The 15,672-nt window shown below is 59.4% G+C and carries 6 protein-coding genes and 1 pseudogene; 1 reads left to right on the plus strand and 6 read right to left on the minus strand.

The genetic code is table 11. The features are described 5' to 3' along the window. Positions 1–42: 42 nt before the first annotated feature. The 4 genes from HWX03_RS06825 to HWX03_RS06840 all read right to left on the minus strand — a co-directional run bounded on the left by HWX03_RS06825 (position 43) and on the right by HWX03_RS06840 (position 12,215). Entirely contained in the window at positions 43–468 is a 426-nt protein-coding gene (locus tag HWX03_RS06825; protein ID WP_208456794.1) for an SMI1/KNR4 family protein, read from the minus strand. A gap of 24 nt (positions 469–492) precedes the next feature. Further along, positions 493–1,134: a hypothetical protein gene (locus HWX03_RS06830; protein WP_175870773.1), complete on the minus strand. Its 642-nt coding sequence runs from the start codon at positions 1,132–1,134 to the stop codon at positions 493–495. Then, positions 1,127–10,696, minus strand: a complete 9,570-nt coding sequence (locus HWX03_RS06835; protein ID WP_175870774.1) for a hemagglutinin repeat-containing protein — start codon at positions 10,694–10,696, stop codon at positions 1,127–1,129. Before HWX03_RS06835 ends, HWX03_RS06830 begins: the two co-directional genes overlap by 8 nt. A 1,105-nt stretch (positions 10,697–11,801) precedes the next feature. Next, entirely contained in the window at positions 11,802–12,215 is a 414-nt protein-coding gene (locus HWX03_RS06840) for a DoxX family protein (protein WP_027786342.1), read from the minus strand. Positions 12,216–12,703: 488 nt separating this feature from the next. On the opposite strand from HWX03_RS06840, the pseudogene HWX03_RS06845 reads away from it, so the two are divergent. Then, positions 12,704–12,904, plus strand: a pseudogene (locus HWX03_RS06845) (flagellar hook protein FliD); the annotation flags it as partial. 414 nt (positions 12,905–13,318) lie between these two features. On the opposite strand, the gene HWX03_RS06850 reads toward HWX03_RS06845, so the two are convergent. Further along, positions 13,319–14,266: a dihydrodipicolinate synthase family protein gene (locus tag HWX03_RS06850; protein WP_175870775.1), complete on the minus strand. Its 948-nt coding sequence runs from the start codon at positions 14,264–14,266 to the stop codon at positions 13,319–13,321. 43 nt (positions 14,267–14,309) lie between these two features. Next, positions 14,310–15,629 carry an MFS transporter gene (locus HWX03_RS06855; RefSeq protein WP_175820836.1) on the minus strand — a complete coding sequence of 440 codons (1,320 nt, stop codon included), beginning with the start codon at positions 15,627–15,629 and terminating at the stop codon, positions 14,310–14,312. Positions 15,630–15,672: the final 43 nt, after the last annotated feature.

Raw genomic sequence — 15,672 nt, forward strand, 5'->3', positions numbered from 1 at the left:
CGGCTCAGATTTGGTCTGTTGCATAGCGAACAAGACAAGGATTCAGTTCCCCGAGATCCATACATCTTTTATCCAATCAGCAAGATCCTGCCACGATTCAGTTGTGACTCCATCGTGTGACCAGAAACGTATCTGTCCACCGGGAACGATGCAGTAATAATCGCCGTTGTCTTCGCAAATCGGAAGCCAATCTGCCGGGACACCGATCTGCCTCGCTTCTTGAAGCGCAGCACTTAATTCACATCGATCTTTTTTTGCGCACGTCGCGATCAATGGCTCCTTTGTTCCGAAGAAGATTGTGCTTGCATTTTTTAAGAAAAATTTATATTCATCGGAAAACACAAATCCGATGTCCTTTTCATACTCGGACAACAATGCATCGTCAGGTGCGGGCGCGGCTATTTTCCTGCCCGTCGATAGAGCCTTCAGCTTATCGACAGCAATTGAGAGTTCAGCATTCACTGCCATCGAAAGCCTCCCAAAGATACATTATCAATACGCGGAAAATATTTTCCCAATATGTTTATTGGACTTTGAAGACACCTCGATTCCATTCAATTCAATAAGCACACCAATTTTGTCGACTTTCACAATTGCACCAGTTGGAAGCGCAAGAAATGGCACAATCTTCCTACACTTAATCGCCATCTCGAATAACGATCGAAATTCTCCGCTAACGTCGGCACTGTATTTTGAGCCAATAATCCATCCAGAATTCGATGCGGCTTCCGATTCTCGAATCATGTAAAATGTGCCATTCCCGTCAAATCCAGCGCGAACGATCGCTGCTTGTCTGAGCGATGGATAGTCCGGGTCTACGCCCATTTGCGTACATACTTCCTTTTGGACCATGAGGTGACGGTAAGTATTGTTTGCACCGCGAACCCAGGCAATTGGCATCGATGAAAAATCAGGCTCCCACACTTCAAGAGTTCCATCGTCAATTGCCTTCAAAATTACAATCGACCAACCGAATTGAACTGTCTCTCCGTCTTTAAAAATCACGCCTTGTTTTATTTGCCCATCAAAATATTCCAGTATGGCTTGCGCGCCGAATTCCAGACCCGCCTCCATCGGAACCACCATATTCGCATGGTTGTATTTTTCTTTGAAATTCGCGCCAAAATCATTCATGACCGTTGCCTTTCAGCATTGAATTGAGCTTATCGGTAAGGTACTGCCTGACCCATTCACCCTGAGTTGCACTATTTGCGATGTAGTCTGGATTCAACGGCTGCCCCTTATACGTCGTCCATTCGCCAGGCATTTTCGCACCCTTGGATGAGTTAAATGTTCCGGGCAAACCATTCGTATTAACCGGATCATTCAGCAAATCGCTTTGCTGTGCCGGCGTCAGTTTGTCGAAACCGGGTTGCTGCTTGATCCAATTTTTCGGTACAAAGTGATCTGCCGCCAATGTATCCTTCGTCGCTACAGTCTTGTTAGTCAAGGGATCAACATACGCTCCAGACGCGTTCGCGTTCGCACGCATCGTCGAATTCGGTGTCACCACCGCAGCTATACCAGCTCCGATACTGGGGGCTGCTCCGACTCCTAGCTCTGCAATGAGTTGCGACCCTTGCAACGACTTGAGCGCATCCATGCCAGCATAGCGCGTGTAGTTCTGAAGCGCTGATGTACGGAGCGACATCAAATTCGTGTCGGATGACTTGAGGTTCAGCAGTTCGTCCATCTCGGCAGCAGACAGGCTCCCAGTATTCCGAAGCTTCTGCTGCAGTTCGTTTTCGCGTGCGCCGTATTCGACTTGCTGCTGACGAAGATCGGTAAGAACGGCCTTACATGCGTCGGCACTGGCGCAGTCCTTTACCTTGGCTTCGTTCGCTTCCCAGAGCTTGCCATACTGCTGCTTGACCTTCTGGTTACACACCGACGGATCGGCTGCCGTCGAACAACTGATCTTCGCCAACGAGCGTGCGGTCTGCTCAGGCTGCGTGAGGAAGTTGTTTTCGACTTCCGTTTGACCCGCCGTCGTTGCTGTCGCTGCGTTCAGTCCGCCGGCGGTGGCAACGCCCGCGACAATGCTGGAAATCAGGTTTCCCTTCGCCTGCTTTTCCGTCGCGGTTTCATTCGGACTATCGGTGAACAGGTTGCTCAACAAGCTCGACGTCGCTGCACCCATCGCACCAGCGCCGCAATTCTGACTACTTGCAGCCGCGCCAGCACAGGCCACGATCGCATGCATTGCTGCGTGCAGTGGACTGCCTTCCGTGACCGCTCCCGTCTTGACAAGATCACCGATGTACGACGCGCCCTGCTGTTGCAGGTAGTTCACAACGCCGGCTTGAACAAACTGTCCGCCGCTACCCGTGACGTTGCCGCCGGCCGCTGCCGTCAATGCCGACAGTACCTGCCGATATGTCCCACCCGGCCCCCAATCGGCCATCAACTGATCAGCTTTCTGCTGAGCTGCTGCCCGTTGTTCGGGCGTCAGGTCAAGATTCTTCGATGCCGCTTTTGCTGCATCCGCTTCCTTCAACCGATTATCGACAAACGTGCCAGCCTGATTGATGAACTGACTGGTGATATCAAACCCGGCCTGCACCTTGTCCTTGTCGAAAATCGGCGCGAGCGTGCCGCCCGTATTTGACGTATCGCGATTGACGCTCGCGACTGTCTCGTCGGCAGTCTTGCCGGTCATCTGCTGCTGCTTGGCGCTGTCGGTGATCTTGAGCGAACCGCCGCTGACCCCGCTACGCGTGGTCGAACTCGCATCGTCCGATGCGCTCAATGCAATCGGGGGAGTAGCGGAAAATCCACCACGATCCGGGAGGTTCGTGCCGGCGACCGGATTCACGTTGTCGGCCGTTCCCTTTTGGTTCTTGCCGATGCCGCCGCCGTAACCGCCAGACAGGCCGACTGAGGATGCATCGTAAGACGCGTGATTCTCGATGTCGCTCGTCGTCAGCGTCGCCGTCGTCAGGCTGTTCTTGTCTTCCTGTACAGCCTTGTCGTTACTCGCGATCACGCCGCCCTTCAGGTCCGTATTGCCCTTTACGTTGACTTGAAAACCGCCGTCGCCAGCCTTGATGCCCGACTGTTCGGCAACTGCCGCGTAGTCGCTGTTCATCTTCTGCTGACTAATGTTGCCCGATACACTCGACGGGCCGGCACACAACGGCGGAACGCACACGCTAACGGACACGCCCGCGCCTTGTTGCTTCGAATTGTAATGGTCGGTGTCCTGCAAGCTCTCGACGTTCAGGTTGCCGCCCACATCCGCGACGACCTGCTTGCCGGACGCGACCGCGCCCTTGATGTTCGTATCGCCGCCGGATTGAATCGTCAGCGTGTCGCCTGCCGTGACGTGCGTATTCGTCCAGGCGGTCGAGTTGCCGTCACTGTTGCCGCGATTCCCCGCGACGCCCGCCGTAAACGCGATGCCGTTCTGCTTGCCGCCCCCGATCGATACGCCGACACCAAAACTTCCACCGCTATTCTTCGACGACTGGCTGCTGGTGCTTTCAGCCGCTTGCAGATTCACGTTGCCGTCAGCGTCGAGCTTGGCATTCCCTCCGGCCGAAATCGTGCTGCCGATCACGTCGATGTTGCTATCGGCACCAGCGCCGGTTGCCTTCACTGATACGTTTCGGCCAGCCGATACCGTGCTACCGACTGCCGTACTCGCTTGCGATTGCGACTGGTTGTCGCTCTTGCTCGCGCCTACGGAAATATTGACGCCGACTGTTTTTCCGAGCGCAGCGGGATCGCCGCCGCCCGTTGCATCATAGGCGTTCTTCGCAGCGAGACCCGTCGTTGCTGCCGCAAGCGCGGTCAAACGCGCATCGCCCTTGGTCTTGCCGGCCGCTTCGACCATCTGCCTGCCGGTCTGCGCCAAGGCGATGACGGGACTTGTCACGCCGACCGTCACGCCGGCCTGTCGGTATTGCTGCTGTTCCGCCTGACTCATCGTGTCGTAAGCCGAATCGATCTTGACGGTCTTGCCTTCGAGCGACACGTCATTACCTGCGTGCAACGTGCTACCGGTCGCGTGCAGGTCGTTCCCGGCGGTCACATTCAGATTACCGTTCAGCGAACCGACCATGCTGCCGGTATTCGACACTTCGGTGGAATGCTGCTGATCCGTCATCGAGCGCGTGCCGATCGACACCGACATGCCTCCATTCGACATGAGGCCCGATTCCTTTTTCTCGTAGCTATTGGCCGACTTCATCGTGTCCTGCGAAGTCGTGATCCGGACGTCACGTGCCGCCTTCAGATCGACATCATTGGTGCCGACTACATTGCTGCCCTGAACCGTGATGTCCTTGCCGGATTGAATCCTCACGGTGTCGCCCGAAACCGTGCTTGCGACACCGATATTAGCTTGCGTGTCGTTCGATTCCTTGGTGGTCGAACCCGATACGAAACTGCCGCGCTTCGTTTGGACGTTCTTATAGCTGTCGTGTTCCTCACGGCCTTCGTTGATCGTCACGTTACCGCTGCCGGCAATCGTCACACCGCCCGGCGTCGCGCTGTTGGTACCCGAGGTAACCGACGAACCTGTCAACGTAACATTGCCTTTCGTCGCATCAGCGATATTGACGGCCGACAGTGCTGCATTGCGACCCGCCGAGAAGGTCGTGCCGACAGCAGTTTCGTCGTAGGTATGGTCAACTTCCTTGCGTGCGCGCGCATCGGTCGCGACATTATCGAGCTTGGCGGTATCGGTGACCGTCGTCGCCGTGAGATTGCCGCCAGCCATCACCGACAAATCTTTGCCGGCCGAAACGGTCGCACCCTTGAGCGTCGTATCGTTACCGCTTTGCATCGCCAGATTGCCGCCTGCGGTGATGCCGCTCGTCACGTTCTTCGTTGACGACTCTTCCCAATGTCGTTGATCGTTCAACTTCATCGACTGGTTCGTCGTGGACTGAACCGTATCGACGTTGATGTTACGGCCAGCCATTGCCATCGCATCGCCACCAGCCGACAGATTTGCACCATGAAGCGTCAGGTCGCGACCAGCCTGAACGGCAAGGTCACCCGTCGCGGCGATCGTGCCTTGCTGACCAATCAGGCTCGTACTGACCTTGCTGACGCCTGCCGCGCCCGTCGCGCCAACCGCATCAACCAGCGTCGTGTTGACGATATCGCGGCCGGCTGCAACGGCAACCCGATTGCCGGTAATCTGGCCCGAAGAGTTCACGACGTCATTGCTGGCCGACAGGACCGTCGTGCCGTTCGTGCCGCTACTCGAAATCGTGCCGCCCCGATTCAGAATGTCGGTTGCGGTCAGGACGGTTTTCGTGCCGCCCTTGATGACGCCCGAATTGGTCGTGCTGCCGACCGTATGGATTTGAACATCGTCCGCCGCGATCAAACCGCCGGTCGGTTGCAGGTCGTTCGCATGCGTCTTCGCCATATAGACGACCGGGGCCAGCACGTGCGTCGAACTGCCGTCGGGCAGGGTCACGGTCTGGTCGACGAGCCATACGATATCGCTCGTCAATGCGTCCATCTGCGCAGCCGTCAGCGCCATACCCGGCATCATTCCGAATTGCTTCGCGTAGTTCGCGCCGTTCGTCATCAGCGCGCGATACTCGTCCTCGGCGCTCGCGTAGCCCGGCAGGAACGTGCGACCCGTCAACTGCGTGATCTGGTTGCGCACCATCTGCTGTTCATACATCCCGTCGCCGAGGCGCTTTTCGATTCGGGCCGGGTTCAGGTTCAACTGACCGAGCATGTAGTCGCTCGAAATGAACTTCGTATAGCTCGTCAGGCGCGGATCGGTGACGACCAGATAGGTCTGGTCCGGCGCGGAGTGGATCGTGTACATGCCGTTCGTCGGCAACGTAATGGACAATGCGCCCGTCGGGCTCGCGACCGATTGCAGGACGGGAACCGTCGTCGTGCCCGTTGCTGCGCCGACCTTGATCATCTTGCCGCCCGAGACACCCTGGCCTGCTGCATTGCTGCCGAGCGTGCCGCCCGTCGCGCCGGTCGCGGAATTCTGCGCCGCGACGTTCTGGTTATTGACGCTCTGCGCGTCGATGCTGACCGACTGATTCGCGATGATCGTGCCGCCCGTGCCGCCGATGGCGACCGGCGTGCGCACAACCGGCGGCTCGACGACTGTGCCGCGATCCCGCGTCGTGTCCTCGTTCCACGCGTACATCGACGTGATGTTGTCGGTCTGGTACTGATACAGCGTCTGGCCGGTATTGTTCACGACCGTGCCGCCGTAGCTGCCGCTTCCAACGGAGCCGTTCTGCTGCGTGCTGCCAATCTGGATCGACTTGCCGGCACTGATAGCGCTGTAGTTGTTGTTGACGGTGCCGACGTTCGCCATCGTGATACTACCGCCCGCGACGAGTTGCGCCTGCTTCGCCTGGCTGGTGATCTTGTCCTGCTGGATGGTTGACGTCGTATCGCGCCAGATTTCGACGCGCTGATAGCCCTTATGGGCGTCACTGCGCGTCGGGTACTCGGTACTCGGCAGATAATTGATATTCGGGTTGTAGGCGTCCCAATAATTGACGGTGATTGAGCCGTCTGTGTTCTTCGTCAGCGTGTTGTAGTAAATCGTTTGCTGCTGCCCGTTCACGTTCACAACCAGTACGTTATCGGTTGCGTTCGGCCCGGACGTTTCCGAAACCACCTGCGAAGCACTATAGGATGAGGTGAGCGGGGTCTTGTATCCGTAGTCCCACACGGCCTGCGTACACGACGAGTGCGAATCGGCATTGGTCGTCGCACACGCGATGTATTTGTCGCGCTTCGTTTCGTGCTTGCTCGTCGTGCCGGTCGTTTCAGTCGTGACGATCGGTGCGGGACGGTTGTTCGTGAACGTGTCCGCTGCGAGTTCGATGTTGCTTTGTGCTTCGATCGTGGACTGGTCGTTCAGCACGTTGCGCGTGCGGTGTGCCAGCAAGCCGTTCGCGTCGCGCTGGCCGTTCGCCGCGATATTGATATCGCCGACGCTGTAGATGCTCGCGCCGTTGGTATTCGACAACTGGTCTGTCGCGAACAGATTCAACTGGTTCGCGGCGGCGAAGACAGCAGCGGCCCCGTCGTTCGTGATCGTGTTCGCATTCGCTGTGACGACGCTACCGATGACGGTTCCCGTGTTGTTCAACGTCGCACTGTTGGTCGTGACGGTGTCGCCTTCGAGCCGGCCGGCGTTATTGATCGTGCCGCCGTTTGCGTTGATCGTCGTGTTCGCGGAATTCAGGTCCGCGCCGGCAAGGTTGTCGACGTTGGCCGCGTTCACCATGAGCGCACCATTGGCATCCAGCACGCCTTGGTTCGTCAGTTTTCCCGACGTGGTAAACGTCAGGTCGCCGTTCGCGTGGACCTTGTTCGTGGCCGTCTGCGTGTAGTCGCTCGCGAGCGTGACGGAACCGTTGCGTCCCGCGACAATCGAACCGTCGCCAGTCAGCGTACCGGTGTTCAGCGTCAGGTCTTGATCGCTGCCGATCGCGCCATTCTGGTTAGCCAACGAGCCGGTCTGAATCGTGATGCTGCCGCCAGTACCCGGATCGTTACCGACCTTGCCGAAAGAGTTGTCGATCGAGGCCGCTTGCAACGACAGCAGGCCGTTTGCTTTCACCGCCCCGTTGCGGTTCAAGAATGCAGCAGTCGCGCCGTTGAAGATCAGGTTGTTTGCGGCCGAGAGAACCCCGCCGGTATTGTCCACCGTCTTGCCGACATTCAGTTTCAGGTCGTGCGCGGCGACGGCCTGACCGCCTTGGGTGTTCGACAGCGTTTGCGCAGTAACGGTCACATCGCCGTTGCCGCCGATCGTACCCGCACCGGCTTTACCGGATGTATTGCTGTTCGTGATCGATGCACCGCCGTCGACCGTCGTCAGGCCGGTGCCGATATTTGCAATCCGGCCATTTGAGTTGTCGATGCTCGCGCCGGACAGCTTGAGCGTCGAGACTTGACCGTTCACCTCAACCTGTCCGCCATCGTTGAGAATGACCCCTTGTGCGCGGACCGTCAGATTGCCGAGGTTCGCTTGAATAAGGCCGGCGGAATTCTTGAGTTGCCCGTTCGACTGCACGGTCAGCGACTGCTTCGCCAGCAGGGAACCGTTCGAGCTGTCGATGCTGCCGGCTGTCACGGACACGTCGCCGTTGCCGCCGATCTTTCCGTTCGCTGTGTTGGTCAGCGCGTTCGTCGTCGTGACGGACAGCGCGTCGCTGCCAAGCGCCTGTACGGTGCCCGAGTCGTTCGCCAAGCTATCGGCTGAAACCGTCACGGCATAGCTCGCCTCTACCAGACCCGACCGGTTGTTGATCGCCCCTTGGGATTTGAGCGCAACACTGTCAGCGCCGATGTAGCCATTGGCGCTGTTGTCGAACGATTGCACGTCGAGCGTCGCGGCCTTTTGTGCGGACAGTTTGCCCGACTGGTTCGAGACAGCGCCAGCGGTCAGGGCGAGCGCCCCGTTGGTCGCTATCGACCCTGATTGGTTCGACAACTTGCCCGTACCGATCGTCGACGTGCCGCTGCCGGAGTGCTGAATTTGTCCTCGATCGTTAATCAGCGTGGCCGGTGTCAGGCTCAAATCCGTGCTGTTCGTCGTCAAAACACCGGACGTATTGTCGATGCTGTTCGAAACGGCGACGGTAGTCGGGGCCGAACCCGTCTGCGTGATCGTGCCCGAGACATTTTTCAGGTCGATCGCGGTCAGCGACAACTGGCTGCCCTCAATGGAACCCGATCCGTTGTCCAAGGTGGTCGCTCGCACGTCCGCGAGGTTGGCTGCCGAGATACTGCCCGACGCATTTGTGAGCGACGTGCCTGCGTTAATCGATGCATCATGCGATGCGGCCAGCGATCCGTTACTGTTGTCCGCCGACTGCGCATCGACTTTCAAATCACCGCTTGCGCTGATCACGCCGTGATTGGCGAGCGTGCCGGCTTTCACCTGGACAGTGCCACTGCCACCGATCACGCCGCCTTGCGCGCCGTTCGCCGTTGTGCCCGAGACGTTCGACAGCAGACCGGTTGTCGCGACGGTCAGGCCGTCGCCGTTCAGCGACACCACGCGTCCGCCAGAATTTTGCAGGGATGCACCGTCCACCAGCATCTTGCCGGCGCTCTGTACGATGCCCTGCGAATTCAGAATGTCGCCGCCGTGCAGTTCGGCCGTGTTCTGTGACAGCAAAATACCCGACTGATTCTGAACCTGTCCGGACGAACGGATCACCAGCGGCCCTTGGCTCGACACCTCGCCCGAAACATTCGACAGGCTACCGGCCGTCAGCGTCATATCCTTCTGACTGGACAGAGTCGCTTGGTCGTTGACCAACGCACCCGAAGCCGTCGCGTTCAAACTGCCTTGCGCGCTCGTCGTCGCGTGCGACAGGTTCAGGTCGCCCGCATTGGCGTTCAACGTCAGATTGCCATTCGCGGCCGTCTGGCTAGCAGACAGGTTTACGCTGCCGCCCGTCAGCGTCGCATCGCCGCCCGCAAGATTTTGGCCGGATGCAACCAACGCCCCCGTCGTCGCGATTTGCAGGTTGCCGGGTTGCGTGATCGCGCCATTGCTGTCTGCGCCTGCGCCGATGCCGCCGGTCGAATTCAGCGACGCCGCATTAATCGTGACGTTCTGTTGCGCGCCGATCGTGCCAATGTTCGAAACGAGGTTGTCGGCTGAAACGTTTGCGCTCTGCTGCGAATAGGTCGTGCCGGTGTTCCGGACATCGCTGCCGTGTGCGGTTAAATTACCGCTTGCAGTCGTCTTGCCGGACAGGACGAGTAGGCCGTTCGATTGCAGGGTGAGGTCGCCCGCTTGAGCCGCAATCGTTCCGGCATTCGTGACCCCGACACCATGTTCTGTCCCGATTAAAAAGATGCGCTGGGCGAACATGCCGCCCAATTGACCGACGTCGATTGCGACACTCGGAGCGGGACCATCACCCTGAATCGGCGTCGCGGAAAGCGTGTCGTGATTGACCTGATTCGCGCCAGCCACCACGTTTAATTTATTGGCATAAATGGCGGCATTGGCCTGAACGGCGCGGGAAATAATGTCGAGCTGATCGACATTCGACGCATTTAGACCCGATCCGGATACCGCGACCAAACCACGGCTAACATTAAATCCAGCGACGGAACCATCGGCATTAAAATACGGCGCCCCGGTTGTCAGCACAGCGCGCGAGGTATTGATGAACGCGCCACCGTCGATTTGAAGGCCGGCAGAATTCGATAAAATAATTTCGGCGCGTTGCCCGGCAATTTCAACCGGCCCTCTTATGAGGCTCGGGTTGTTACTGTTGACTTGGTTGACGATGACGCGTGCAGCGTCGTTCGGACCAAAATTCGGATTGCCGTTAATATATCCCGATAATTGCGTGTTAACTGCCGTTGGCGAATTATTCAATATCGCACCGGGTTTGCCTACATCAAATTGATTGTAGGTATTCATCGACACGCCGCTACCGGCCGACGGTTTATTAATATTAACTTGCGGCAGCCCCGTCGGTGTCTGGATAACCGAAGGCGCATGCGCACCGCCCCCGACAATCTGCGCATTCGCCCAAATCGATACCGCGCCCGCCGCCAGCATCGTCGCGAATTTCACATATCGCGCAACCAATCGAGCGAAAGGCTGTGGCACCCGGTCGATCGCGTGTGCCTTACCCCGTCCGGTCTTGCCTGACATGGCACTCGGCACGGCACATGTGCGGTCGAACATGAGACGATATCGATTCTTATTCATGGCTTTCTACTCGTAGCGATGCGGCATCACGCGGCGGGCGGACTCTCGGAGTCGGAATCATCATCCGGATTTCGAGTTCGCGAATGCAAGACTGCGTTAATGATTGTCAAGTGTCTCGTAAACGAGACGAAAAGTGCAAAATTGGAATATTGAGAAAGCGAATCTCGATTTCAATGTCTAACGGTGTCGGCCAACATAAATCGCTGTCGTCGTTTCGCTGCTGTCGTAGCGTGTAAGCCCTGTGCAGCGATTTTCGATGCGCTCGTGCATCACATTCGTTTTTGCTCGCTCAGTTGCCAGATCGATTCGAGTATTTGCAATCGCTCGGCGTCGGAGTGATTCACGGTCACCGCATATCGAGCAATTGCCGCGAGCCGGGCAAGGTACGTGACGCGTCCTCGAGCCATTTCCGGCGCGAGTGCGCAATGACCGGGTTGGCGGACCGCCGCAAAGGCCGAACCGACAGACCCGAAGGTCTCCCCGCCACGGCCCACCTATACGGAAACGGGTACGGAGAGGCTAACGCGACGCCTACCGAAGCAGGCGCGCGGACTCTCACGTTTCAGGCCACCAAGCCTGATCCCTCGCTGTTTTGCAGGAGTATGAATATCGAGGCCAGGCACGGTCGATGTCATGCTGCGATTTCAAGTCTCAGCCATACCGACAGGTCATTGATGACGAACCGGCCCGATTGCTTCAGACCGTTTCAGTCTTGGAGAACAACTTCAATAGCAAATTTGAATAGATCGGTCCGGCCGGCGTAGCACCCGACAAAGAAGCGAGGCCAAGCGTCAAGGTAGCTAGAATCGAGACGATTCACACATGAAATCCCATTGATTGGAAAAGTCATTAAGTACCAACCGATTTAGAGTCAACCCAGCCGCCCTAACTTCCGAGTCGTCGAGAATAAACTGCATATATGGAGTGCACATTCAAAATCCATTGATTTCCAAAACTTCACCACCGTAAATATTGATATCGCACCCAAAGAGGGTATTCTGAAATTCTGCATCAGCGATTTGCATCCAAATAAGTGCACAAAAACAAAACCCGGCACGCTTGCGCGCACCGGGTTCCTGATACCGAACGGAAACGCCGTCCCGCCTTACTTCCGGTCGACCGAATACCGCCCCGGCCCGCTCAACGCGAGCAACAGCAACCCGCCGATGATGCTCACGTTCTTGTAGAAATTGATCATCGCCATGTACTGCTCCATCCCTTGCAGCGCCCAGTAGCGATGGCCGATCAGCGCGGTCGCGAGCGTATAGGCGGCGAACGCCAGCGCGAGCGGACGCGTATAGAAGCCGATCGCGATCAGCACGCCGCCCACCAGTTCGACCGCCACCGCGATCACGGCCGCCAGCTCGGGCGCCGGGTTCCCCGTCGACGCCATGTACGCGACCGTGCCCGAGAAACCGTTCAGCTTCTGCCAGCCGAACAGCACGAACAGGATCATCATCAGCACGCGAGCCGCCAGCAGCAGCTCGTCCTTCTTCGACTCCAGCGAAACGTAACGCATAGCAATCACCCTTGAATTGACGGTTTGATGCATCCGGTGCCGCTGCGCGCCCAATCGGCGCGCGATGCCGGCAACGGACCACTCTTCGCGCAATCGGACGGCAAGCCATGTGGCCCGCCGCCGAAGAATCCGTCCGGTGACGCCGCGAGTAGCGGCGCGCTCCGGATCGGTTCTGGCGAAGCACAGGTGCAGTCTACTGTCCCGCCGAAAATCATCAATCCGTCTAAATATGATTCGCTGTCTCGAATGAGTGGACAATCACGGAAGATCGACCCGGTATGCGGCGCGTGGCCGGCCATGCAAACCACCGGCCTCCCTGTTTCAGCAACGCGAAAGGTGCCCTCTTCTTTACGTTACGGGAATCAGTCGATATTTCCGGCTTGAATTGGAACGCTTCATCAAAACGGCGCACTGCGCCAGTGACTCCTCAGCACTCGTTGGCACGCAACTCCTCAGCGCCTGTCTTCACGCCGGTTACTAGCCCGTCTTCGACCGCACTGACCGCCGATCTGAAACGTGTCGCGCAGCAGCAGTCGGATCTGTCCGACTATGCCGCGCAACTGACCAGGCAGTATCAGGCGCAGTTCACCGCGCTCAACACGCTGATGGCCCGGATGAACACCAACTCGCAATACCTGACGCGATTGTTTGGCGGTGCGAACAGTAGCGGCACGCTGTCCAACAAGTAAGCGGCGGGGTCGCGCGCTGCCCGTAGACGTCGTTCCTGCCGACGGCGTGCCCGCGCTCGCCGGATTCTTGTGCGCTTTTCTCGCCGGGTGCGAGAACATGTCGACAGTCCGTCAGACATCGTCAATGCGACGCACGGCAGGATGGCCAGACGCGCATCGACACCGCGCTCGCGGATCGCGGGCGGTTCGAGTGCGTGATTTCGTGATGTAGCGAATGACCGCCGAATGAGAGAGCCGGACGGCACGGCTGAACGCGTGGCCGCCATCGACGGGATCAGAAATCGCGATGATTTCACCGCGCTTGCGACGCATCGCACAACGCGGATCGTTCCGGCAGGCAACGGACGCGCCGGCCGCCTGCACGGCACGCGATGCGATCACGCGCCACGCCACTGGCGCGGCACGCGTCCTCCGTTACAACGCAGCGATTCGCCGGCGGAAATGTTCGGTGCCGGCCACGATCTTGTCGAGCACCGCGTCGAGCGCCCAGAATCGTTCGCGCACGTCGTAGTCGATCGCACGGCATTTGATCGACCCGAACGTGCCGATCCGCTGGTGATAGAGCTTCGCGAGCGCCGGATAGCCCAGCGCCTCCGATACCGCCGAGACGACCAGGAACGTCGACAGTTCGTCGGCGAGCGCCGGATTCGACTCGCCTTGCGTACGCAGCCACCGGTAGAGATCGGGATGGAAGTTCGTGAACACGCCGTTGAAACCGGCGGACCCGGCCTTCATCGCGTCCCACGCAATCGCGGCGTTCGCGTTCAGGATCTTCAGCGGCGACCCCTCGGCAAGCGCGACGCGCCGCTTCACCGTCGCGAGATCGCAGCTCACGTCCTTGAGCATCACGAACCGGCCCGTGTCGATGCACGCGCGCAGTTCGTCATCCGACAGAAGCCGCCGGTAAGGTGCCGGGCATTCGTACAGGCCGAGCGGGAGATCCGACGGCAGTCGCGCGAGCAGCCTGTGAAGATGGTCGAGCAACGCGGCGCTGCCCTTGCGTTGCGGATCGAGCCGGTTGGTCACGAGCACGACGCCCTGCGCGCCCGATTCGGCCGCCGCGCACAGTTCGGCGACCTGCGCGTCGAGATCGTCGCTGATGTGGCCTGACGCGACGACCGGCACACGCCCGGCCACGCGCTCGACCACGAAGCGCGCGAGTGCCGCGCGTTCGGCCAGGCTCAGGAACTGCATCTCGCTCGATTGCGCGACCGCGAACAACGCATCCGAGCCGTGCGCCAGATACCATTCGATGAGCCGCTCGAGCCCGGCGTAGTCGATCGCGCCGGCGTCGTCGAACGGCGTCAGCATCACCGGCACGATCCCCTCGATGGTCACGTTCGATTGCTGCGAGTGTTGCATCGGTTTCTCCTTCCTTCAGTGAATGCGAATGCAGGCTGCACGATTACGCCGGCAACGGTCCGGGCGCGGCGTTCGCGGCCTGTTCGGGAATCGGCTTGCGCACGAGCAGCAGGTAGGCCATCGCGCCGGCGAACGCGATCGCCGCCGCGGTGAGCAGCGCGGGCACGAACGACCACTTCTGCGCAATGATGCCGGTCAGGATCGGGGCCAGCGCGCCGCCGATGAAGCCGCCGAAATTCTGGATCGCGCCGAGCGACGCGATGCGGCTCGGCGGTGCGGCCGCCGTCGCGAGCGCCCACGAGCACGCCGACGCCGCGTTGGCGAGAAAGATCACCACCGAAATGCATGCGAGCGCAACCGTATTGCTCTGTACGAGCGCGGCCGGAATCGTGAACGCGACCATCCCGAGCATCGCGGCCACCACCGCATTGCGCCGGCTCACGACCGGCGACCGGCTGCGGCGCGTGACGAAATCCGACAGCCAGCCGGCGACCAGCGAACCGACGAACCCGCACAGGAACGGCACCGATGCGGCAAACCCGGTGCGGACCAGGCTCATGTGCCGCTCCATCGTCAGGTAGCCCGGCAACCAGGTCAAGTAGACCCAGTTAAGGTACACGGATCCAAAGAAGCCGATCAGCATCCCCCACGTCGTGCCGTGCGAGAACAGGCTGCGCCATTCGGCGAAGGTCAGTTTCGGCGCCGCGACGACGCTTTGCGCATCGGCATCGAGATAACTGCGTTCGGCGGCGGACAGTTGCGCGCGCACCGGATCACGATACAGCGCGAACCACACGACGGCGACGACGAGACCGAGCGCCCCGGTCACGACGAACGCCCAGCGCCAGTCGAACGATGCAACGAGAACCGACAGCAGCAGCGGCGCAAGCGCGGTACCGAGCGGCGATGCGGCATTGAAAATGCCGGTCGGCGTGCCGCGTGCACGCAGCGGAAACCAGTTGCTCACCACGCGCGCGGCCGACGGGAATTGCGGCGCCTCGCCGATGCCGAGCACGATCCGCGCGACGATGAACCAACCGAACGTGGACACGAGGCCGCCCGACGCCTGCGCGAACGACCAGACGATCAGCCCGATGCCGAGCAGCCGGCGCGGGCCGATGCGGTCGACCAGCCCGCCGACCGGAAACTGGCACAGCGCATAGCTCCATGAGAATGCCGACAGCAGCAGCCCCATCTGCGCGAGCGACAGGCCGAGATCACCGCGGATCGCCGAACTCGCGACGGCCAGCGTGCCGCGGTCGAGATAGTTGACGATCCCGCTCGCCATCAACAGCGCGAGCGCGATGCGTTGGCCGCGCCGGATCCGGGGCGGCGCGTGCGGAACAGGTGGGTTGTCGTTCATGTCGATTGTCTCCATGTCACTGGTAGGGGCCAGGTGCGGCCGT

Source organism: Burkholderia sp. BCC0397, from assembly GCF_902832865.1.
Classification (GTDB): Bacteria; Pseudomonadota; Gammaproteobacteria; order Burkholderiales; family Burkholderiaceae; genus Burkholderia.